The organism is Occallatibacter sp. (genome assembly GCF_049802275.1).
Classification (GTDB): domain Bacteria; phylum Acidobacteriota; class Terriglobia; order Terriglobales; family Acidobacteriaceae; genus Telmatobacter.
Window position 1 is genome coordinate 1 of the sequence record NZ_JBARMD010000353.1, and the last position, 23,556, is coordinate 23,556.

The window sequence follows — 23,556 nt, forward strand, 5'->3', positions numbered from 1 at the left end:
GGGCGGCGACGCGCGCTGCGGCTGCCGCGGCCCGGCTGTTCGCCGATACCTGTCCATCGTCGGGAGCATCCTCGTCGACAACCGAGATACCTTTGCGATTCTTATGCTCTGCTAGGCGACGATTCACTTCCTGCTTCCATGATGGAAGTGGGGTAGGCGAGCTGGCCAGTGTGCTCAAAACTCTCAATCCCTTCGATATGTTCCCAGGATCAGTCGACTGATCCTGTTGGATCCCAATCACCGCGGATCTTTTTAAGAATCCTCGCGGTTAGTGTTTCGATAACATCCCGGGTTCGGAGAAACTGTCGAAACCCATGAACCAGCGCTCGCATTTGCTATGCTGGCTTTGGCCCTCGGATGCAGCCTCGTAATCTCGTGTTTATCACGGTGATAACCCTCTGTCACCTGCAACTTGTCGGACAGGCGTTAACCAATGCGTTACCCCCTGCACAGAGTCCAGCGACAGTTGCAAGCGGCAGTCAGAGATTATCCGCGTCCCAGCTTCCCGACGACCCCGGACAGGAAGCCATTCCCATCGCAAAACCTGAGCCTATTCCGGCAAGCGGCGTGCCTGTTCAATTGCAGGCTGATCGCCAGACCTGGGTGGCCAACACGTGGACGGGAACCGGCGGAGTCGTGGTCCACTACCGCGACTACATCATTCGAGCCGACAAGGTTGTTTATCACCGTGACACCTACGAACTCGAAGCCGATGGCCACCTGCAGGTAGCGGGCGGCCCGACCGATGCGTTCATTAACGCTTCGCACGGTGATATGCGGCTCGACATGCACACGGCGCGGTTCTTCGACGTCAGCGGCTCGCTGGGCGTCAGGCGCGCGGGACGTGCCGTGGTCTACTCCACCACCAATCCTTTTTTGTTCTCGGGCCGAGTTCTGTTGCAAACCGGTGAAGGAAGCTACAAGATCGTCGATGGAACCATGACAAATTGCAGCCTTCCTAAACCGGACTGGCAGTTGATTGCGCGCGCCATTACCGTGGCCAACAACCAGGCGACCACAAAGAACACGTTTTTCAAATTTCTCGGGATTCCAGTCTTCTATCTCCCTTACCTGCGCCATCCCGTAGAAGAGTCAGGCCGTGAAAGCGGGCTGTTGATTCCCGTTGTCAGCAACTCCACGATCCGTGGATTGATCGTGGGCGAACAGGTTTACATCGTTCTCAATCGCAGCATGGACATGGTAGTGGGCACCGAGTACTACAGCAAACGTGGCTGGGCCCCGAACGGCGATTTTCGCTACAAGGGTGCGGGCCTGAACCAGTTCACCGTGAAGTGGAATGCACTGTTCGACCGCGGCGTCATCATTCCTCCCTCAACGGAATTGGTGAATCAAGGGGGCACCGACATTCTCGCGGACGGCCGTTACGACCTTACCTCACAAACCCGCGCGGCCCTCCAAGTCGAATATCTTTCAAGTTACGTCTACAAGCTGGTGTTCAACGACAACTACCTGCAGGCTGTGAATTCAGAGGTCCACAGCACCATCTCTCTGACACACACCCATAACGGGCTCGTGCCGTCGGCCTATTTGGAACGCCTGCAGAACTTCGCAAGTTCCACCGAAGGTGACGAGGTGCGGATTCTGCACCTTCCCAGCTTGCGCTTCGATGTTTTGAACGAGCCACTCCACACATCTCCATTCGACTGGAGAATGGGTTCATCGGTCAGCTATCTGGGACGCTCTGAATACAGCTTTCACGTCCGCAATCTTGGCAGGTTCGATCTTTATCCTCACCTGTCGCTGCCGATGATGGGCGGCGGGTGGAGCGTGGTTCCCGAAGTCGCGCTCCGCGAAACCTTCTATACCGGAAGCCAGAATCCAGACCTCACGGGCGAGAATGGCGGCACACCGACCGTGAGCCATGACCCCCTGAACAGAAGCGACTTCGAAGCGTCAGTCGATGTGAGACCGCCGGCCTTGGAGCGAGACTTCACGATTGGCAACCGCGAACTGCGCCACGTGATTGAACCAGAGCTCTTTTACAATTTCGTGGGCGGGATCGGCGTGAAAGCCCGTAACGTCCCGTTGTTTGATCCCACAGACATCGCGACCGACACCAATGAGGTGGGCTACAAACTCACACAACGTTTTTATCTGAGGTCCAAGAATGCTCAGCCTTGCACGGCGGCGGACACTGAGGCGGCGACAACATGCTTGCCGGAGCCGCGTGAATGGGCAAGCTGGGAGATCAGGCAGAAGTACTTTTTGAACCCGACATTCGGCGGTGCTGTCATTCCCGGTCGCAGAAATGTCTTCGACACGACACTTGATTTGACCGGAATTGCATTCCTGACCGGCCCGAGAAATCTATCTCCGCTCGTTTCCCGCCTGCGCTTTGAAGCGATCAAGAATCTGCGCGTCGAATGGGACATGGACTACGACCCGAAGGGTGGACGCCTGGACGCCGATAACGTCTTTGCCGGCTACAGCTGGGGACCAACTACCGTCGGCCTCGGCCATTCGCTTCTCAACGCGGTCGACGAAAAAGGGAGCGCCGCGTCTCTGATTCAGAGCCAGCAATTGCAGCCGTTTATCGAGTTCGGAAAGCCCAATGCCGCGGGATTCAATCTGGCGGCAAATGGAGGATACGATTTTGTCGATCGGTCGCTGCAATATGCCGGTGTTCAGGCGGTTTACAACTGGAATTGCTGTGGTTTGAGTCTGGGATACCGTCGCTTTGCCCTCGGAACAGTCCGCGACGAAACCCAATATCTGTACAGCTTTACGCTCGCTAACTTCGGGTCAGTGGGCGACATTCGCCGGTCAAATACGATCTTCCATGATCCAACCTCACCGTCTCCATACTGAAAGTTAGCATCCCGCCAGACAAGGCCCGGATGACCTTTTGCGGACGCAGATTGATTGCCTTTCGCCGGTCTTGGCGTCCACTAATCAGTAATATGGCAATCGTCCATAGCTGCGCTCGGCAAGGGCTTGGCTGCGATATCCTTGCATGAGAGGACAATCAATTGTCGCGCATACATTTTTTGGCCGGTCTGCTTGCATTAAGCCTGGCCGTAGGTTGCAAAGCCCAGACCGCCTCCTCCGGGGCTCAGGATGCCGTGCTGAACAGGCGCATCGAAGTGATGGTACGTTCGCAATTCAGCATTCCTCCCGAGGTGTCCGTTGCCCTGGGTAAGCGTACATCCAGCCAGATTTCGGGCTACGACACTCTCCCGATCACCTTGTCGCAAGGTTCGACCAAGAAGGTGATTGACTTTCTGATCTCCACCGATAACACGAAGTTGGCGCGGCTGGAAACGTTCGATCTGGCAAAAGACCCCGTCTTCAATATCGACATCGCAGGACGACCGATTCGCGGCAATCCGGATGCCAAGGTAACCGTCATCAACTTTGACGATCTGGAGTGTCCGTTCTGCGCTCGCATGCATTCGTCCCTTTTCCCATCGACGCTGGACCGGTACAAAGATAAGGTGCGATTTGTCTATAAAGACGACCCGCTCACCGAGTTGCACCCATGGGCGATGCACGCTGCGGTAGACGCAAACTGTCTCGCCGCACAGAGCCCTCAGGTTTATTGGAATTTCGTGGATTACGTGCATGGGCACGGACAGGAAGTTAACGGCGAAGACCGTAACGTGATAAAGAGCTTCGCTGCGTTGGATCGCATTGCCCGCGATGAAGGCGCGTTGGCGAAGCTGGATACCGCCAGGCTCAACGCCTGTCTCGCAAAGCAGGATGAGACCCAGGTGCGCGCATCGGCCAAGGAAGCGGAAGCGCTGGGCGTGGATGGAACGCCGGCTCTGTTCATCGATGGCGAACGCATCAACGGCGCACTTCCTGCTGAGCAGGTCTGGCTGGTGATCGACCGCGCCCTGCGTGCAGACGGAATTGAACCTCCGCCGCCCGCAACGCCAGAGCCGCCTGCCGGCAAAGGTCAGTAATAACGGGGCATCTCTTTTCCTGCCAGTCCTCCGCATCTGGAATTGGCGTGAAATTCGAAAAGCCCGCATGTGAGTCTTTCGTTCCGGTGCCTCGGTCTTGGGATATATCCTGTAGTACCGGGGCCACGATCCGGAGTCCCATCCACAGGTCTTGGTCGATGGGGAGGCTCCCGAGGAGATACAGGTTGCAAGTCCAAGCATTATCCTTCAAGCAGCGCAAGCCCTTTGCCTTGGCCCTTTCAAGTACTCTTTTGCTGGTTGCCCTGGCAGCATGCAAGCATGCTCCCTCGCCCGACGTAATGGCGACCGTCAACGGCAAGGACATTCTTCGTTCCGATCTGGACAAGGCCTACAACAACTATAAGGCGACTCAAGGGGATGCACCGCAGGACCCCAACCCCGAGCAGGCCGATATCGTCCGGCTCAATCTTTTACGCCAGTTGATTGACAACGAGATTCTCGATCAGACAGCCGCGAAGCTGAATCTTGCGGCCTCTGACGAAGATGTGAATGCCCAATTGATTGAGCTGAAAGCGCCCTATACGGCCGAAGAGTTCGACAAGAAATTGAAACAGCAGAATATGACGCTGGACGATCTGAAGCTCCAGATTCGACGGAAGCTGACTTCCGACAAGCTGATTAATAAGGAAATCGAATCCAAGATCAACATCACAGACGCTGATATCAACAGCTACTATGCAAAACATAAATCCGAGTTCAACGTGATCGAGCCACAATATCACCTGGCTTGGATCGTGGTGACCACTGGTGCCACCCAACAGGCTGGCAGTCTGCAGAACAACAAAGGCACGAGCGATGCGGATGCGAGGAAGAAAATCCAGATTGTTCGCAACCGCCTGACCACAGGCGAGGATTTCGGCGCGTTGGCGATGAATTATTCCGACGATCCCAATGCAAATTCAACCGCAGGCGATATGGGCTTTATCTCCGAGTCTGCTTTGCAGCAGCGAGATCCTGCCACGCTCGCTGCAATCAGCAAGCTGAAAGTCGGGCAGATCACGGACGTGTTGCCGGTGTACGGTGGTGGAGGACCGGCTCAACGTGCCAGTGGCTACGCTATTTATAAACTGATTGGGCGCGAACCAGCCGGACAGCGCGAACTGAACAATCCCAGTGTGCAGCAGAATATCCGCCAGGGATTGCGCCAAAGCCACGCGCAGTTGATGCAGATCGCCTACATCGAAATGCTGCGCGACGATGCGAAGGTGCGGAACTATTTTGCCGAACAGATTCTGAAGCAGGGCTCGAGATAAAAGGACAAAACTGCTATAAAGCTTGGGATGGAACGCGCCCAACCAGCCGCTGCGCGGCAAAGGCAAAAGCAGATCTTGAACCATTGATTCATGAGCCGGTCGCCGAGAATAACGGCCTCCGGCTTCCGTGCTTTTGCGAGAGGAGCGAAACATTGTTCAACAAAATCTGGATGGGCTGGCTGAATGGGCCACGGCCTGCCCTGCGCAACATCCGGGAGGATGTGCTGGTCTGGAATCAAATTCTGATCGAGATCCATAACTAAAACGGCCTCCGCATTCCGCGAAGGCCGTTCTGGTTTCGGATTGAGTCCGCGGCTACTTGAGGTTGCCGCTTGAATCCATGGTGATTCCGCCCGGCCCCTTATCCTTCTTCGCTTCGTTGGTCTTGCGGGTGCCCATGGCCTTGGAACTCCATTCCTTGGCGGCGGCGACGTCCGCCTTCACCGCTGCGGGGTCGGCGTAATCGACATCCGCCTTGCGGCGATACAACAAGTTGGCGTATGACATTGCCTCGTCGTAGTTGGCACGGTTCGCCAAGGCTTGGTTTATATACTGAATTCCTTCATCAACCAGCGGTTCGTTCTGCTCCTTGATCTCCTGCAGAACCTTCTTTGGCGCCTTCACGTTGCCTTCGCCATCGTCATTCATGTTGACGCTTGCAAGCGCTTTCAAGGTATTTTCGTGGGCCAGCGTCCAGTCAATCACGCCAACAGTGTAGGCAGCCTCAGGATCCTTTGGATCGACCGCCAAAACCTTCTTCTGATAATCCTTGGCCTCGTCGAATTTCTTGATGCTGAAGTAAATTGCCGCAATCTGCTTGAGGCTGTTGACGTCGTTTGGCTCCTTGGCTAGAACCTCCTGGAAAATACTGATTGCCTGTTGAGCATTCTTCAGATTTTCAGGAGTAGAGAGGCCGGGAACAACGTTTTGCGCGAGTGCCGTGGCCAGGTAACTCTTTGCCATCGGCAGACTGGGATCCAGTTCAGTGGCTTTCTGGAAGTGTCCAATCGCCTCTTCATAGCGGGCGGACTTGTACGCCTCCACTCCCTTGTTCAACTGATCACGGGCTTGCAGGCGGTTGCACCCGCCCATGGAAAGCACCATGCCGGCTAGAGCAACCGTGAGCGCCGTAATTCGTGCGGGTCCATTCATGTTCTTATTCTTCTCCTTCAGGTCGTGCGTAGCGATCGCGCACCTTGTAAATCATGCACCTGGATGCGGGCGGGAGACTCCGAAACCAGGCAGGCCAAATTGTACTCCTGTTCCCCCTGAGCAAACTGTGTTCTTCGAACGTCGAAGACCCTGTTGCACAGCCAAAACTTTCGGCGGTCACCGCAATTTTCCCTTCCTTCCCAATCGGAGAGGAAGGGAGTCAGGTTGCGCTTTACTGTCCCGCCATGATCTTTGGCGTCATCAAACCAATGTGATCCACGTTGGCCGCATGAGCGATGTCGATCACTTCGGCGATGTAGGCGAAGTTCAGGTCATCGTCACCCTTTACGAACATGACGCGCTCGGCGCGATTCGCATAGATTTCGGTCAGTTTCGCCAGCAAGTCCGATTTGGCAACGTCCGTCTCATTGATCTTGTAGGACGGTGCCGCCCCCGGGCGATAGACCACCTGCACGACAATGGTGCGGTCGTTCTGTGGCTGCTGTTGCTGGGGGTTCTTTGGCGGTTGCGGTACAAGGGCATCCAGGCCCTTTGGCGTAACCGGCACGATGACCATGAAGATGATCAGTAGCACAAGCAGAATGTCGATCATCGGGGTGACATTGATGTCGCCAATTGCGCCACCACTGCTACCTCCAGCTGTCATTGCCATGGCTTCAAACTCCTCGTGTAAAGCAATCGGTTATGTATAGCGTTCCAAGGTTAATGATTACTGGCCGCCCAAGCCGCCTGGGCCTTCTTTTTTGTTTGTGAGCAAGCCTACTTCATCGACGCCCGCAGTACGCACGGCATCAATCGCGTCTTCAACGCCGCGGAATTGCGCACGGGCATCAGCACGAATAAAGATCTCTTTGCCCGGTGTATCAGCAAGCTTGTCTCGGACCAGACTTCCCAGCTCAGAGGTAGCCACCTTGTTCTGGCCAAGGAACACACCGCCGTCGCGGGTGATAGCCACCACGATGGCATCTTCCTTGTCGGCATCGGGCATTGGAGTGGGATTATCCACCTTGGCCATGTCGACGGCGACCTTGTTCTGGAGCATGGGGGTAATCACCATGAAGATGATCAGCAAAACCAGCATCACATCGACCATCGGGGTCACGTTGATGTTGGAGTTGACCTTAGTACCTTCGTTACGAACCGCAATTCCCATGTTAGGGCTCCGCTCCGTGCCTATTGAATTCATATACCGGAGGGCATCCGGCTCCAACTCGATGAGGTTGCAGCGTTCCGATTGAAGCAGCGGGCAGGATAGCGTTGCGGCTTTCCTGCCCACCTGAGGCTCTCGCTCGACGGCTGCACCCTGAAGTTTAGCGCTTGCTCTGCTTGATGAAGTAGTCGATGAGTTCGCTCGAGGAGTTATCCATCTCGACGTCGAAGGCTTCGACACGACCGGTGAAGTAGTTGAACGCCATAACGGCGGGGATAGCCACAAGCAGACCGAATGCCGTGGTTACCAGCGCTTCAGAAATACCGCCGGCGACTGCGCCGATACCAGAGGTCTTCTGTGTGGCGATCTGTTGGAAAGCGTTCAGAATTCCGATAACCGTTCCCAGCAGTCCGACGAAGGGGGCCGTGGAGCCGATGGTGGCCAGCACAGCGAGTCCTCTCTTGAGCTTGGCATGGACGATTGCCTCGGCGCGCTCCAATGCGCGTCCTGAGCTCTCGATGGTGCTCTCGGTAGCGGCTCCGCCGGAAGCGCGGAATTCCTGCAAGCCTGCGGTAACGACTTCAGCCAGGTGAGACTTCTTGTTGCGATCGGCAATCTTGATTGCTTCTTCAAGCTTGCTATCTTTCAACGCACCGGCAACTTTAGGCGCGAACTCACGCGACTGCTTGCGGGCGGCTGAAAAGTAGAGGTAGCGGTCGATCATGACGGCCAGCGACCAGATCGACTCGATGAACAGGATGATCGCGATGGTACGCGCTGGCCATCCCATGTGTTGCCACAGCCCGAGCGGGCTAAAGCTTACTGTCTGCTCTTCCTGAAAAAATGCCAGACTGTTGACCGTGTGCGAAGCGAAATGTGCGAGCTGAGCGAGAATCACTTGATTCGTTCCTCCTAAGGAGTTGTGTACTTTGACTACCCGTTTTCGCGGATCGATTAAAACATTGCCGGGGAAACTGACTCCTGACGATCTTCAATCTTACCCGTCGCTCACTGCCTGATCTCAGGATTGAGTCCTCATGAGGTGAAGAGCAGTGCCCGACGGAAGGAGTGTTGTTGCCTGGGATCCCATCATCCCCGGTTTGCGATTTTGGAATGCGGCTCTTTCGGGATTCGCATTCAGGTCAAAAACAAGGCTCTTTCTCATTCGAGAAAGAGCCAAAGACGAAACTATCCGCCGAGAGTGAAGATCACGTTCACCGTAGTCTCCACTTCGACTGGCTCATTATTGAGCAGGTAAGGCCGATAACGCCAGGTCTTCACAGCATCCAGGGCCGCTTGCTGCAACATCGCTGGCCCACTGACCACGTGAAGATTCTCAATGGTACCCTGTTTCGAAATCATCGCCTGGATCACGACCGTGCCGGAGACGCGCGCTGCTTTGGCAATCGGCGGATACATTGGCGTGGTCTTCTGGATCAACATGCCCTGCGCGACGCCGGCGGAGATATTGACCTTCTTGGGCGGAGCAGCTTGCACCTTGGGCCCCGAACCGGAGCCGAACACGCTTCCCATCACTCCACCGGCGCTGCCACCGAGACCTTCTGCGCCAGCTACGCCAAACGAGCTCGGCGGCGCTTCTTTCTCGGCGACCTGCTTGATGTCCTTCGGTATCTTGGTCGGAGCGATCAGCTGGTTGTTCATCATCTCAGACTGCACGTGCACCACTTTTATGATCTCAGCTGGTGGTGGCGGTGGCGGTGGCGGTGGTGGCGGCGGTGGAGCAACCAACAAGGTCTGCATCATCGCTTTGGGCAACGCCTCTGGGTAGATCAGCGGGATAAGAATCATCGTGATCAAGATGCCAAGATTGATAACGCCCGTCACGATCATCCAACGACCGCTCTTGCTCTTGATCTTTCCGCCTGATTCAAATGTGGAATCTTCAAACATGGGCCAGCCTCGAATCGGGGTGTCGGTTACTTCTACTTAGACACCGCGGGAAGTTCAAATGTTCCCGCGCTCTAAAACGCTCACAAAAAGCGTGCTTCACCTATATCAGAACTGCGCACTACATGCAAAGGTCGCTGTAAAACTAGAGCTTCGAAGCTCTAGGCCTTGGACCGCTTGGCTGCTGGAAGAACGGCCGATTTGCTGCTCCCCGCCCGCCATTGCTGCCAGGCCACCAGCATTGGAGCGGCAATCGCAATGGAGGAGTAGGTTCCGATTAGAATTCCGACCACTAAGGCGAAGGAAAATCCTCTCAGAACGGGTCCTCCGTAGACAAACAGAGAAAGCACTGTCAAAAATGTCAGCCCCGAGGTAAGTACGGTTCGGCTCAGGGTCTGGTTGATGCTGCGATTAACCACGTCAGGCAGAGACTCGCGCCGGCTCAGACGAAGATTCTCCCGGATGCGGTCGAATACGACGATGGTGTCGTTCATGGAGTAGCCAACCAGCGTCAAAATAGCCGCAATGACGGTGAGGCTGATTTCCATTCCCTTGAAACCAAATGAATCAAGCAAAGCAAAGGCGCCAACCGTAATCAGGGTGTCGTGGAAGCATGCGACCACTGCGGCAATTCCGTAGATAAGCTGGAACCGGAACCAGAGATACACAAGCATTCCCGCCAGAGATAGAAGTGTAGCTTCAATAGCCTTCATTTCTAACTGGCGGCCAACTGTGGGTCCAACCACGTCCACCTTCACATCGGAATCCGCGAATGGATTTGCATAGTGTTGGCGCAGAGCGTTGACAACTATTTGCCTTCCCGTATCCAGAGAAGTCTCATTGCTCTGCTCAGGCAGGCTGATAAGCACCTCATTGGACGCCGAACCATTGTAATTCTGGATCTTTGCGTCCCGGACTCCATCGGCCTCGATCGCGGCACGAATCTTTGAGATATCCGGCGGCTGCGCGAACTTAACCTGGACCTCGGTGCCACCGCGGAAGTCGACCCCGAGCGGGACAGGGCTGTGAACGCCGCCTACAGGATGCGCCCAGTGCGCCGCCATCGAGAGAATGCCGGAGACGCTGAAGATGAGTGAAAAGGCCAGGAAATACCACTTCTTCCCCAACCAATCGACATTAACGCCACGAAAGAATTCCACTGATTCTCTGCCTTCCTCTATCCGGAACCACACGGTTCCGGTGCAATGATTACTTCCCTGCCCGTAGTCGAACTAAATCGAAACGAGCTCGCCCGGCTTGAGATTGTTCACATGGGTATCGAAGATCACCCTGGATACGTAAACGGCTGTGAACAAGTTAGCCAGCAAACCAAAGGTGAGGGTAACTGCGAATCCTCTCACAGGCCCGTTGCCGACGATGATGAGGATCAAGGCCGAAACGATGGTGGTCACGTGCGTATCAACGATCGTCGTCCAGGCGTGCGCAAATCCCTGATCGACAGCTGCGGAAGGCGCCTTGCCGGCACGCACTTCTTCACGGATGCGCTCAAAGATGAGTACGTTGGAGTCGACACCCATACCAATGGTCAGAATGACTCCAGCAATGCCCGGCAGGGTAAGCGTTGCGCCTGAGAACCCCATGAATCCGAGCAGGATGACAAGGTTCAGGAACAGTGCAAGATCAGCATTAATGCCCGATCCCCTGTAATAAATCAGCATGAAAACCATCACCAGCAGGACGCCCACAATCGCCGCAGTGACACCCTGCTTGATCGAATCTGAGCCGAGTGACGCGCCGACGGTCCGGTCTTCGAGATAGTTCAGCGACGCCGGCAATGCGCCGGTGCGGAGCATCTTGGACAGCACGGCGACCTCATCCTGCGAGAAGCTGCCGCGAATCTCGCCGGAGTCGCGAATTGCGCTTTCGATGTTGGCGACTTCCTTCACCCGGCCACCGAGAACGACGGCCATGCTGTGGCCCACGTTCGCGCTGGTGTAGTCCCAGAACTTGTCGCCCGCTTCGTTGGTAAGCGTAAAGTGAACCGTTCTCTGTCCGGTGTTGGAATCGGTGCCTGGATCGGCGGATCGGAAGTCGGTGCCGGCTACGATCGCAACCCGCTGCAGCACATAAACACTGTCGGCATCCGAGCCGGTGGCCATGGATCCGGAGCCGTGGACCAGTTCCTGATCGGGAGGAAGCGCGCCGCCGACGCTGGCCAGTGCTGCCTGCTCATCGGGATAGGGCCCACCTACTACGGCGTGAATCTCAAGTCGCGCGGTCGATTGGATGAGGGTCTTTACCCGGTCAAGGTCGGAGATGCCTGGGAGTTCGACAAGAATTTGATTGTCGCCGAGACCATACTGCTGAATGACGGGCTCGCTGACACCGAGGGTGTCGACGCGGTCGCGAATCACTTCAATCGTGTTCTGGACGGTCCTGTCGTCGAGCGCCTTTTCGATGTTCGGCTTCATCGTGACGGTCACGGCGTTATCGCTGCCACTGCTCACGTCGTACTCGCTGGAGTACTTGCTGTCGAGAAGTGACTGCACCGCGCTGGATTGCGTCGGATTGATTCCTTCGACGCGAATCTTCTCTGGATGGGCCGGATCCGGCTTGGTGACTTGCGAAAACGTCAACTTCGCCGTCTTGAGGTCCTGCTCAATCCGAGCGACCGTATTGTCGGTCTCGGTGTTGACCGCTTCCTTTACCTGGACCTGCAGAATCAGGTGAACGCCCCCCTGAAGGTCCAGTCCAAGATGGATGTGCTGTGTAAGCTGCGAGAGCAACGGCTCACCGCCGCCAAGCTTGGGTACATCGAATCCGAAGAAAGCGCCGTAGAGAAATACGACCAGCACTCCGATGATAATGACAATCTTCTGCTTGAGATTCTTCTTCATTGTTCCAATTCTCTAGTTCGAACCGCTGTCGATTTTACGACTTTTCGTTGACTGGTCTCTCGATCGACGGACGGAATGCGTTGGCCTGGCATCCCGCGACCCGCGAAAAACTCAAGAACCTGGTTCTTCCTGCGTGGTCACGGACGCAATTGCGCTCTTGGCTACTTCGAGCTTGAGGTTATCGGGAGCGACGCGAATGATGATCGTGTCATCCTTGATGGACAGGATAATCCCGCGGATGCCTCCTGCCGTGGTCACCTTGTCCCCGGTCTTGATACTGCCAAGCATTTGCTGCCATTGCTTCTGACGCTTCTGCTGCGGCCGAATCATGACGAAATACATGAGGGGAATCAATAACAAAAGCGGAAGCATCGTAATGCCGCTTCCGCCCCCGGCGGGCGCAGCCGCCAATAATGCAAGACTTGTCGTCACATCCATCCTTTACTTGCCCGGTTGCCGATACTCCGGCGCTCAGGGCGCAGGCTCTTCCGCGAGGCAGAAGCCTGCAAAACAATTTTGTCTCCGGGAATCGTCCTGGCCTCCTGGTGCTTCCGGCACAGGCTGTAGAACCTGAAATCCCTTGATTTAACCCGACAAGCGTACTCTACTGCCTCTGCCAAGGCCAAACCAGTGACCCAGCTCACCTTCTGCTTCCTGTTCGACAAGGACTTCTCTAAAAAGCCAACGAAGAAGCGCGCCACACGGTCCCGGCGCACACTCCAGCCACGCTTCAAAAAGAAGGCCTACTACAGATAAGAAATGCGCAGCCGTTGCCGTGTCAAGGACAGGACGCAGGCGGTGATGAATGGGACAAAGGCGAACCTCTGCCCGTTACTGCAGAGACCTTCGTCGGCAACCTTTATAAACGCTTTATTGTTTTCGTTCTCCGTCCTTACATCTTTGCGCGTCTTCTATATTCCAGGCGATTCAGCAGCGCAATGAGGGTCCACCGACTGCTGGAAGCAGAAGAAGAGACTATGCAACTTACAGCCCTTCAGCTCTTATTTCTCGTTCCGCTTGGACTGGCCCTGGCCTTTATGCTCTGGGTTCTGTGGAGTTTGACCGAGCAGCTTTCCCACCGGAACAAATCGATTGACAAGCAGCCAATGATCTCCATCCGGGTCGGAGACAGATATGCGCTGGGTACCCTGCCGCAGCGGACTCCAGGATCGGTTTCCGGGGCGAGGCCCGGTTACAGCTCCGCGCGGGAATCCTCCCGGACCCAAGGTGCGCCCACCCCGGACACCGGCATCAAAGGGAAGTCCAGTAGCACAATTCAGGGTGCGCGCAACTAAGACAAAGCCGTTGACCGCCAACTTCTTCGAATCGCCCGAAATTGATACCCTCGCCGCAACGGGCACACACGACGCGGTCCGCCTTATACCCCGGCAACTCAGAGGGATGGACAGGTACCCGGACACGCTCCAAACGGAATAACTGGTCGTCGCTGAGTTCGCGATAGGCCAGCATCTGCTGGTGGCTTTTGCTCTCAATTTCAGGATGGAGCTGGCGAGCGAGATCGCGCGAGTTCTCGAGCGCGACGATGCGAACACCGGCATCTTTGGATAGGTCGACGAACGTGGCGGCCATCTTCCCCCAGTCCCGGAATTTAAGCGTGCGCTTACCCAGCCGGCAGCCGGTGACCATGCCGATGGCGTCGGTGGCACAGCGGTCAATTTCAACGTATGCAACGAGCCGCTTGCGATCGGCACCGAGAGGATTTTCGATGCCAAGGCTATGGAGTCCGAGGAGAGACATGCGGACACCAAGTATCTGGCCGGCACACATATGGCCGTGAGCAACCTCGGCTTTTTGCAACAGGGTCTCGAAGGATTCGAGCATCGTCTTTGAGCTTGGCCTAAGCGACGCCGCCGTGCAAGGCCTGGGCGTGAAAGTCGGCTAATTCGACTTGGCCGGAGCGGCCGTTTCGGTAGCGTCTTCTGAGTCTTCGACCAGGACGGCGGACCCCAGGATAACGTCGAAGCTGATGGCGTCCTTGCCGGCCGGATGGAAAGTGGCGCGCAAGGGTTCACGCTGCCACTCGGTCGTGTCGCAGGCTGGCTCCGTTCGGCTGGCGGGATCAAACCCGTCGAGCTTTTTTGCGAGCATTGGCTTGCGGACAGCCAACTGGGCGACGACTGCGTAAAGGCTCTTTCCGCTGGCCGTCAGGCCGCAATACGCGGCGTAGTCTCGAAACCAGATCACCTGGCTGACCCCGGGATCGTAATCCGGCAACTTGAGCGCAGCGATGTGGCCCGTAACGCGGTCAACCAGCAGCCAGGGACCACGCTGCCACACCCAATGCGTGCTGGAGTTCGCGGGCTTCTCTCCGGGAAGTTCGTCATTGATGCGCAGGACGCGCCGCACCACGAAGCTACGATCGGTCACGTCATGCGATTCGCCGCTGGTCCATTCCTTCACGACGCCATCAACGACCAGTGGTCTGATTTTGAGGGAGTCTTCGCCAATTGCCGCACCAGCCGGATCACCGGTCTTCGAATACGGTACGCGTTTAACTGCGCCCAGACCTACTACATGAAGCTTGCGAGGCGTTGCGCTGAGTGAGGCCTGAAGACAACCCATGAAAACAAGAGCTGCAATTGATGCTGCCAACGTCTTACCCGTTTGCATGACGAACCCTGCTTCCTAACTCTGTGCTGCCTCCACCGCCCGCGCTACGCGGAATGCTGTGGCCTCGTTGAGATGTGCTGCCAGAATCTGCATGCCAACGGGAAGGCCGGCCTTTGTCGCACCACACGGGACTGTCACGCCACAGATGCCAGCAAGGCTCGCTGTCACGGTGTAGATATCGGCCAGGTACATGGCGAGGGGATTGCCGGTCTTCTCTCCCAGCTTGAACGCCGGAGTAGGCGCCGTGGGGGTGACGATGGCATCTACGTCAGCAAAGGTGCGGAGAAAATCGTCGGCGAGGAGGCGCCGGACCTTCTGCGCTTTGAGGTAGTAAGCATCGTAGTAGCCGGCCGAAAGCGCGTAAGTGCCGAGCATAATGCGGCGCTTCACTTCGGCGCCAAACCCTTCGTCGCGCGAGTGGCTGTACATGTCAGAAAGCGTGGCTGAAGACGGCGAACGATAGCCGAAGCGCACACCATCGAAGCGCGCGAGGTTGGCACTGGCTTCGGCAGTGGCAACGAGGTAGTAGGTCGGAATGGCATAACGAGTGTGCGGAAGCGAGACCGGCTTGACGGTGCAGCCAGCTTTCTTCAAAGACTCGATGCCCGTCTCAATGCGATCGCGGACTTCCGGGTCGAGGCCTTCGCCGAAGTATTCAGCGGGCACTCCAATGCGCAGGCCCTCAACGCCCTTGTCGCTTTCGGCTGCGTAGTCGGCTACAGGAGCGGGAGAACTGGTGGCGTCGCAAGGATCATGGCCCGCAATGACACTGAGCAACGTGGCAGCGTCGCGAACATTGGCTGCGAACGGACCGACGCGGTCAAGAGACGAGGCAAAGGCGATCAGCCCGTAGCGCGAAACGCGACCATACGTTGGAAGAACTCCGACCACTCCGCAAAAGCTCGCAGGCTGGCGAATGGATCCACCGGTATCAGTGCCGAGGGTCGCGACGGCTATATTGGCGGCAACCGCTGCTGCTGATCCACCGCTGGAACCGCCCGGGACGCGGTCAGTATCAACTGGATTGCGTACCGGGCCGTAGGCCGAGTTCTCGTTCGAAGAGCCCATGGCAAACTCATCGCAGTTCAGCTTGCCGAGAAGTGTGGCACCAGCCGCCTCCAGTTTCGCGACCACCGTAGCGTCATAGGGCGGATGGTAGCCCTTGAGAATCTTCGAACCCGCCGTCGCAGGTGCGCCACGCATCACCAGCACATCCTTGATGCCGACGGGTATGCCGGCAAGCGGACCGAGGGGATCGCCTTTGGCGGCGGCCGCATCTACCCGGGCAGCCTGTGCGAAGGCGCGATTTTTTGTAAGGCTGAGATAGACATTCAACGCTGGATTCACCTGCTCGATGCGCTCGTAATAGCTGGTGGCGAGACCGGTGGCCTTCAGCCGCCCGGAAGCAATGCCCTCGCGCAACTCTGAAAGGGTCTTCGGCTTTTCAACGTAGCTTTCAGTCGTCATGGTTTCGCTCGGCAAGGCGGAGTTCCCTTCTATCAGCTATCTTTCAATCACCTTCGGCACTTTGAAGAAAACCTGGTCGCTCTCCGGTGCCTCAGCCATCACCGCGGCGCGATCAAGGGAGGGCCGCACTGCATCCTTCCGAAGCGACCCTTCGCCGCCGGCGTCTCCCAACTCGCTCACCTGTGCCAACGGAGCCACGGTGCTCGTGTCCAGTTCATTCAACTGGGCGACGTGGTCGAGAATCGCGTTCAGATCGTAAAGCATACCCTGGCTTTCGTCCGGAGTCAGTTCGAGATGGGCCAGCTCGGCCACACGTTTCACGTCCTGAAGGGTCACATTGGCGGTCATTTTTAAGACATCCTCACGATGGCGATCGCATGCGCGTTGGACGTAGCAGTCTGGCCCGGTCGCCGCGCATCATGGTTGAAATTAAAGTATAGCCGCTCCTTTATTAGTCTCCATTCAGGGTGTAGCCACGAAACTTTGCACGGCAGCTCATACCGCTAATCCACCGTCAAGCTAACTGTGATCTTGTGTGAGAGTCCATTTGCTGTCGCTGTCACAACCACGGGATACGTACCCGGCGGTGTGTTTTCGTTGGTGGCACCTGGAGGTGTCGCGCCGCCTCCGCCACCGCCACCGCCTGCGCCCGCGCAGCTTGTAATGCCAAACGAACTTAGCAAAATGATCGCGATCAAGAGCACATTGCGGCGTCTGCGGGCGAATGCAATGGGAACAACAAAGAGGCCAAGCGCAACGAAAAGTATCCGGGACGAGAATGGTCTGGCATTCTGCGAGGAAGTCGAAGAAAGACCGGTTGCGATCTTTACGGTAGCGTTTCCCGTGGCGTTTGCTGAAACAACCTCGCTGGTGGGGTTGAAGGTGCAGGCGGAATTGGCTGGAAGCGAACTGCAGGCGAAGATGAAAGTTCCGCTCGATCCGCTCATCGTCGCCAGGTTAATTGTGAAGCTGGCTGTCTGCCCGCTTGCAACCGTCTGGCTCGACTGACCTGCTGTCGAAACGGAGAAATCGAATCCCATGCCGGAGAGAGCTACCTGCATAGGTGTCGCGAGAGTTGAACTCGAGATGGTGAGACTGCCAGTTTGCTGCCCTGCGCTTGATGGGGAAAATGCGACCTGCGCCGTACAGCCGGCTCCAACCGCAAGTGTTGACGCGCAGGTTGTCGACCCAAGCTGAAAGCCACTCGAAGTTGAAAGAGTAAGTCCGGCAAGCGCTATAGCGCCAATATTCGTGAGCGCTACATTCTGTGTTGCACTGGCGCCACCGACGCCGGTTGCGGAAAAGGAGAGAGACGCCGGCAGCATCTGCACGGAACCTGCTGCGCCACCAATTCCAGTCAGTGACGCAGTAGCCGCGATGACGAAAGCCGAAGAGCTAACCGTGAGCGCGCCTGCAACCACTCCGTTTGCAGTGGGTGTGAAGCTAACTCCGGCCGAGCAGCTTCCGCCAGCCGCGAGGGTCGCACTGCATGTGTTCTGAACAAGGCTGAAGGGCGGCGGAACTGAAAGCGCGATGCCGCTCGCTGCAGCGCTGCCTGTATTCGTGATGATCGCGGTTTGTGCAGCGCTCGCCTGGCCGAGCGTCGCTTGCGTAAACATCATTTGCGACGGGGTTATGGTAATTCCGGAGGGAGCCTGGCCAATGCCGCTAAGTGGCACCTGGACCGGCGCGACACCGAGTGTTGAGGAAGTTACGATCAGTGTAGCCGTCAGTTGACCCGCAACTGCCGGGGCGAAGGTCACTTGAACCTTGCAACTGCTTCCGCTGTTCAACAATGCCCCGCAGCTGTTTGCGCTCCATGAAAAGCTCGATGCAGACTGGCCTGCGATCTGAAAACCAATGTTGTTCATCGGCGCGCCCCCCGTGTTGCTGATACTGAGCGTGATTGGCGGGGAGGCTTGACCGATGGGCTGCGCAGAGAAAGAAAGTTGCGTTGGAGTCACACCGATTGCGGACGGCTGCAGCCCTGTGCCGGAGAGTGCGACGATTTGTGTCTTGATGGCATCAGAGACGCTGAGATTCCCACTTATACGACCGATCACCGTTGGGACAAACACAACGCTTATAACGCAGCTCGCATGGCCGGTCAGCTGAGTTCCACAGGAACTCGAAAACTGAAAACCGGCGCTGACTGTGGCGCCAATCGAAGTGAGTGGCAGATCGCCGTTGTTGGTCAGAGTGATATTTTGCGCGGCTGATTGTTGTAGGGAGGCAGTATCTGGAAAGTTCAGCGATGTGGGCGCGAGCGCGTCGGTAGCTGCGTTTGCGCCGCTGCCACTGAGGGCGACGGTCTGGGTGCCCGCGGCATCGACAAGCGAGAGTGTGCCAGTTGCGCCGCCAGCCTGTGTTGGAGCAAAGGTGAGAGAAAGAGCGCAATCACTGTTTGCCGCAAGCGATGAGCCACAGCCGTTTGCTGCCAGAACGAATGGCGGAGTTACCGTCATGCCGGATACGGCGACGGCGGCGCTGCCTGCGTTCTCGACGGTAACGGGCAATGCCGATGATGTTGTTCCGATCTGAACCTGGCCGAAGCTCAAGCTGCCCGGCAACGCCGTCACAAGTCCTGCACTCGTACCTGCACCGGAAAGCGGGATCAAAATCTCCCCGCCGGAGATATTCGCGTTGATTGTCAGTTGTCCCGCAAGGTTTCCTGTTTGGCCAGGCGTGAAGCTCACCTGGATTGCGCAATTACCACCCGCATTCACGGCATTGTTTACACAGTCGTCCGTCTCGCTGAAATTGGTGCTTGCGGATATCGAAGTGACAACGAGCGCAACTCCGCCGGTGTTTGTGAGTGTCAACAACTTAGCGCTACTTGTGGTTCCCACAGGCTGAGAACCAAAGCTCAGGGGACCTGGCTCTGTGGACGCTGTGGTTAGCTGCGTTCCAGAGGTCCACAACGGAATCTGCCAGACACCCCGCCCGTAGCTTCCGGCCACTAGCACGTTGGGGGAAGTTGTGGCGCCCGCCGCGCTCAATTGAACAACGGGGGCGAATGGAAGGCCGGCGCCGAAGACCGACCAGCAATTCGACGGACCGTTGGAGCAGGTCGCGATTTGACGGGTCGAGTAGACGCCCTCGTCGGTTGCGATATAGGCTGTGCTCGCATCCTGGGGATCGATCACGACTGCATTCGCGGGAGAATGCGGAAGGTTCGATGTCAGCTCGGACCAATGCGCGCCGCCGTCGGTTGAGCCGTAAATAGTGCGGATGGAGTGGAGTGAATCTTCCGCACCTTCGACTGTAATGTAAACCGTGCTGGCCGTTGCGTCGTGGGGATCGATGAAGATACTCGATATGTCGAGCCCGTAGTAGTTCAGCTTCGTCTGATCGTTGAGCACCGGGTTCAGCGTGAGGTCCCGCCATACAGGCATGGAGGTGCCGGCAGGATTGTAGGTGGCTTTGAGTACGTGGCCGGCAAGGATCGCACCGCCATCCTGGGCGCCGTACAACCCGACGTAGATCGCTTCTGTTCCGTCAGACAGCGGCATCGCAGCGATGGTGCGTATGAGCGCGTCACCGCTGCAGTAGCTCAAACCTGAGATGCCGTCCAGCATCGGGCTGATGGCATTCGCGCCCGTCCAGTTGGAGCCGTCATTTGGCCCTCGCCACAGGCGGCATGTGCCAACCAGCAACTGTGAACTGTTAAGCGGGTCGACAATGAACGGGGCAGCAGACGTCATGGTATAACCATCGCCGTTCACATCCGCGTTGGTGACCACAGGTGTTGCGCCGAAATCGCTCGGAGTGCAGTTTCCCGTCTGCGAGCAGCGATAGATCGAAACACCCGCACTGTTGTTTGCATACCAATTCGACGGGTTGACGGGGTCGATCGCGACCGGGCCGCCCTCGCCGCTGAGTATCTGCGGCCACTCAGTCATGGGCCCAGTTGTGCTTTTTACACCGGCGGTGCCGTTTGCGCCGAACCCGGCCATCATGGTGTAAGGCGAGCCGCCTACCTGGGACAAGCTCTCGACTTCTGCGAGCGATCCGAGGCCGGCGTTGAGATTCTGGAAGTGAGAAGCGTCGGTGGGCGAGCAGACAGATCCGGTTTCGCCGATGGCGTCGGTTGAGCGCCACAGGCCGCTGTCGTTGCCGATGAAGACCTCTTGCGGGTTGGAAGGATTCCATGCGAGCGCATGCTGATACGGAGCAACCTGCGCGCTCATGCATGTGGTTGCGTTGGTGGTGTTGCGCCAGATACAACCCATGGCCAGGTTGCAACGCCACAGGTCGTTGGCGCCGGCAATCAGCATCGTGTCCTGCTGCGAGGGGACGGCCGCAAGGACGAGATTGTAGTCGCCGTTGGCGATCGTAGCTGTTCCCAGGCTGGTGTTGGTTTCAAGCTGCGCGGTGCTCCATCGTTGCGCAAATGCAACCGTCTGGTTGCCGCAAGTTCCGCTGGAGATGGAGCAAGCATCCTGCCAGAGACCCTGATCCTGATTATTGAGATCCACAGTCCAGGCAAAGGTGTCGCCGGTGAGCGGGTTGACAGCCAGGGCGCCGCGGAGGATGGGGCACGCGATGGAGCCGATGCCGCCAGGATTGGTGGGACACATTTTCGTTGTGAGGCCGCTTCCCGGCTGTGCGGTCATGCGGGTCCACTTCATGGCGTCGCTGGACTGGTAGTAGCCGTGAAAACGGACGGCGGCGATGAAGATCCGGCGTACAGGATTCCAGATGACGGACGTAGCGGAATTGCCATTGGGACCCGCAAACATATCAAGCGGACCCTGGGCGTCCTGGCCCGGAGAGTCGGTGATGGTTGCGAGAGACCATGTAGCGCCCGCATCGGAGGAGTAGTAAATTCCCGCATAGCTGACACGGGAGAGTTGTGCGTCGACCAGGGTGCCTTCGTAGGCCTGCGAGACGGCCGCCACGACCAGTTGCGGATTCACGGTGCTCCACGCGAATCCCGCAAATCCCTCTCCCTGAAAGGAGAACATCTCATCTGAGGTGTGAGACATGACCGTCCAGCTGTTACCGCCATCCGGCGAGCGCAATACGCCTGCGCCGTAGTAGGAGTCGAGCGCATCGTTGGGGTCGCCGGTTCCAGCCAGAACTACGCCAGTGCCACCGGGCTGAACCGTAACCGCGCCGATGCTGATGGAGGCGTAGCGGACCGCGTCGAATCCGGCAGGAGCATCGGTAAGCGGTGTGAACCCGACTGAGCCGGATGTGCCTGCATTCTGGGATAGCCAGACACCGCCGCCTGTCGTTCCGACGAAGACGCGGTTCCCGGTTGGATCGGAGGGATCGATGGCGATGGCTGAGACTCGGCCGGTGACGAGGCCGAAGTTTGGCGAAATAATGGCGGAGGGGCCGAGCGGCTGCCAAATCGCAGTCGAGGCGTTGGAAGAGTCTGACGTCGAGATCGATGGATGCGACACGGCCGGGTCGATTCGCGACCGATCGGAAGCAGCGGTGGATTGACTTCGCGGCCAGTTGCGCCGAATGAGGAATCTTCGCGCTTGAGTGACGCGAGGTGGGGCGGCAGTTGCGGTTGTGCTTCGGCTTAATGCAATCGCGTCTTGACCCCGCGCCGCGGGGACGAAAGTTGCGGTCATCGCGACGGCCGTCAGGGCGCAAACCATGGCGAATTGCCGGCTTGAATGCCTGGAGGCACTCCTACTTGCCGAAATCGTCACGCGCGCACAGGATCCGATTCCCGCCTCCCACACCGATCCTCCGAGGGAAGCTAAGTAAAATCCAATGAATTACCCAGCGCGGAACATCCAGTTTCCGGGGTTGAAATTGTGTCCCATTTTAGGGCCACACCGGTCGTGGAGAGATGTGACCGCCGCTACATCTCTATGTGAAAGGACTCGACTCGTTTAGTGAGGCCGGCTTGCGCCTCCGCTGTGTTGTTCGATATAGGCGTGGGAGTTGAATTTTTTCGAAGTTGAAGCTCCCGACATGGATCGTACCAGGCCGAAGATCGGGCGATTGAACCAGGGGCGGTCGTGCTTGCCGACGATTGCCCAGGCGATCCCGGCGTAACCGTTGGGATCGCGGCCATCGAGTTCATAGCGGTCGTTGAGAATGACGGCCCACTCGTAGGCCCGTCCGGGATCCGGCGCCCATTCGAGGATCATCTTGGCCCAGTACATTCGCATGTAGTTGTGCATCCAGCCGGTCTCGGTCATTTGGCGCTGCGCCGCATTCCAGAGATCGTCGTGGGTTTCCGCGCGTTCCAGTCGTTCGAAGGAGTAGCGATAGCTCCGTGCATCGCCGGCGTGTTCTGTCAGCGTTCGGCGCGCCCAGGGTTCGGCGCATTCCCAGTTGTCGTAGTTGTCGTTGTGCTTGACGAAGAGAACTGAGAGTTCACGCCAGGCGATGACTTGGTCGAGGAAGCGATCGCGGGCGGCCTGGCCAATGTGGCCATTGGCAAGTGCGTCTTCGACTGCGAGTGCGATCGTGAGCGGGCCGATGTTTCCGAAGTGTAGGTAAGGCGAAAGCCGGCTGGTGCCGTTCAGCTCGGGATGGTTGCGCTTATCGATGTAGTCTTTCAGTCCGTGGCTGACGAAGTCCCTAAGGTGCTTGAGGGCCGCGTGCGTTCCACCGGTAAAAGTATCGACGGGCCGGATGGTGCGATCGAGGTCTTTGAACCCGGCGGTGATGTCGTGTGCCAGTGATTCGCAGGCGAGGGATCTCGGCTTGTGCCACGCATATTGCGGTTTGGGGCAGTGCGGGGCCACCAGGAATTCTGGCAGTGCACCGTTGAGGTGCGGGCGCAAGTGCTGAAGCAGGAAGTAATCGCGCCCGAATATGGCCGAGGGCACGACGACGTCGGCGTCGACGGTCCAGTACGGCAGTTTCAACCGCCGAGCGAGAACCTTGCGCCAGCGTTCGGGTTCGCGGCAGGGGTTTTCGTCGCCAATCAGCATGGCTGCGTCCACATCCTCGAGGAACTTTTCGAGGGAGTTGTCAGGGTGGCGGCGAAGAACGAAGCCAACGCCGCGTTCTTTGGCGTCTTCTTCCACGTCGCGCAGGCCCGGCTGCATGAAGTGATAGTGGCGGAGGTTGGCGTTGGGGTAGTTGGGAATCACAGAGAAGAAGACAACGACTGGCAGGCCAAGCAGGTTTGCGGCATCGATCGCAACGTCGAGCGCGGGATTCTCATGGATGCGCATGGCGCGCTGCATCCA

Annotated in this window: 17 protein-coding genes; 3 read left to right on the forward strand and 14 right to left on the reverse strand. The window is 57.4% G+C overall.

Translation table 11 applies throughout. From position 1 onward, the window contains the following. The first annotated feature begins 357 nt into the window (after window positions 1–357). The 3 genes from WA354_RS12255 (at window position 358) to WA354_RS12265 (ending at window position 5,200) form a co-directional block, all read left to right on the forward strand. Window positions 358–2,829, forward strand: a complete 2,472-nt coding sequence (locus tag WA354_RS12255) for an LPS-assembly protein LptD (protein WP_472813295.1) — start codon at window positions 358–360, stop codon at window positions 2,827–2,829. A gap of 161 nt (window positions 2,830–2,990) precedes the next feature. Further along, complete coding sequence (locus WA354_RS12260) at window positions 2,991–3,926, forward strand: DsbA family protein (protein ID WP_472813296.1); 936 nt, start codon at window positions 2,991–2,993, stop codon at window positions 3,924–3,926. A gap of 185 nt (window positions 3,927–4,111) precedes the next feature. Continuing rightward, on the forward strand, window positions 4,112–5,200 hold the full coding sequence (locus WA354_RS12265; protein WP_472813297.1) for a SurA N-terminal domain-containing protein: 1,089 nt from the start codon (window positions 4,112–4,114) through the stop codon (window positions 5,198–5,200). A gap of 315 nt (window positions 5,201–5,515) precedes the next feature. Here the strand turns inward: WA354_RS12265 and WA354_RS12270 are convergent, their stop codons facing one another. The 14 genes from WA354_RS12270 to WA354_RS12335 form a co-directional block, all read right to left on the reverse strand. Next, the gene (locus WA354_RS12270) at window positions 5,516–6,352 is read right to left on the reverse strand and encodes a tetratricopeptide repeat protein (protein WP_472813298.1); all 837 of its coding nucleotides are present in this window, start codon (window positions 6,350–6,352) and stop codon (window positions 5,516–5,518) included. A 232-nt stretch (window positions 6,353–6,584) separates the two neighbouring features. Further along, window positions 6,585–7,025 carry a biopolymer transporter ExbD gene (locus tag WA354_RS12275; protein ID WP_472813299.1) on the reverse strand — a complete coding sequence of 147 codons (441 nt, stop codon included), beginning with the start codon at window positions 7,023–7,025 and terminating at the stop codon, window positions 6,585–6,587. Between the two features lie 57 nt (window positions 7,026–7,082). Further along, window positions 7,083–7,526, reverse strand: a complete 444-nt coding sequence (locus WA354_RS12280) for an ExbD/TolR family protein (RefSeq protein ID WP_472813300.1) — start codon at window positions 7,524–7,526, stop codon at window positions 7,083–7,085. Between the two features lie 157 nt (window positions 7,527–7,683). After that, entirely contained in the window at window positions 7,684–8,421 is a 738-nt protein-coding gene (locus WA354_RS12285) for a MotA/TolQ/ExbB proton channel family protein (protein WP_472813301.1), read from the reverse strand. A gap of 290 nt (window positions 8,422–8,711) precedes the next feature. Then, window positions 8,712–9,434, reverse strand: coding sequence for an energy transducer TonB (locus WA354_RS12290; RefSeq protein WP_472813302.1), 723 nt, complete (start codon window positions 9,432–9,434; stop codon window positions 8,712–8,714). Window positions 9,435–9,592: 158 nt separating this feature from the next. Continuing rightward, complete coding sequence (gene secF / locus WA354_RS12295; RefSeq protein ID WP_472813303.1) at window positions 9,593–10,591, reverse strand: protein translocase subunit SecF; 999 nt, start codon at window positions 10,589–10,591, stop codon at window positions 9,593–9,595. A gap of 72 nt (window positions 10,592–10,663) precedes the next feature. After that, window positions 10,664–12,289 carry a protein translocase subunit SecD gene (gene secD, locus WA354_RS12300; protein WP_472813304.1) on the reverse strand — a complete coding sequence of 542 codons (1,626 nt, stop codon included), beginning with the start codon at window positions 12,287–12,289 and terminating at the stop codon, window positions 10,664–10,666. 111 nt (window positions 12,290–12,400) lie between these two features. After that, on the reverse strand, window positions 12,401–12,721 hold the full coding sequence (yajC, locus tag WA354_RS12305; protein ID WP_472813305.1) for a preprotein translocase subunit YajC: 321 nt from the start codon (window positions 12,719–12,721) through the stop codon (window positions 12,401–12,403). 819 nt (window positions 12,722–13,540) lie between these two features. Further along, on the reverse strand, window positions 13,541–14,131 hold the full coding sequence (locus WA354_RS12310; protein ID WP_472813306.1) for an FmdE family protein: 591 nt from the start codon (window positions 14,129–14,131) through the stop codon (window positions 13,541–13,543). A gap of 57 nt (window positions 14,132–14,188) precedes the next feature. Next, the gene (locus tag WA354_RS12315; protein WP_472813307.1) at window positions 14,189–14,920 is read right to left on the reverse strand and encodes a hypothetical protein; all 732 of its coding nucleotides are present in this window, start codon (window positions 14,918–14,920) and stop codon (window positions 14,189–14,191) included. A 15-nt stretch (window positions 14,921–14,935) separates the two neighbouring features. Continuing rightward, the gene (gene gatA / locus WA354_RS12320) at window positions 14,936–16,387 is read right to left on the reverse strand and encodes an Asp-tRNA(Asn)/Glu-tRNA(Gln) amidotransferase subunit GatA (RefSeq protein WP_472813308.1); all 1,452 of its coding nucleotides are present in this window, start codon (window positions 16,385–16,387) and stop codon (window positions 14,936–14,938) included. A gap of 36 nt (window positions 16,388–16,423) precedes the next feature. After that, window positions 16,424–16,735 carry an Asp-tRNA(Asn)/Glu-tRNA(Gln) amidotransferase subunit GatC gene (gene gatC, locus WA354_RS12325; RefSeq protein ID WP_472813309.1) on the reverse strand — a complete coding sequence of 104 codons (312 nt, stop codon included), beginning with the start codon at window positions 16,733–16,735 and terminating at the stop codon, window positions 16,424–16,426. Window positions 16,736–16,890: 155 nt separating this feature from the next. Next, a complete protein-coding gene (locus tag WA354_RS12330) occupies window positions 16,891–21,798 on the reverse strand; it encodes a choice-of-anchor D domain-containing protein (protein WP_472813310.1) in 4,908 nt (1,635 codons plus the stop codon). Window positions 21,799–22,242: 444 nt separating this feature from the next. Next, a partial coding sequence (locus tag WA354_RS12335) for a deoxyribodipyrimidine photo-lyase (protein WP_472813311.1) occupies window positions 22,243–23,556 on the reverse strand: 1,314 nt, incomplete at its 5' end.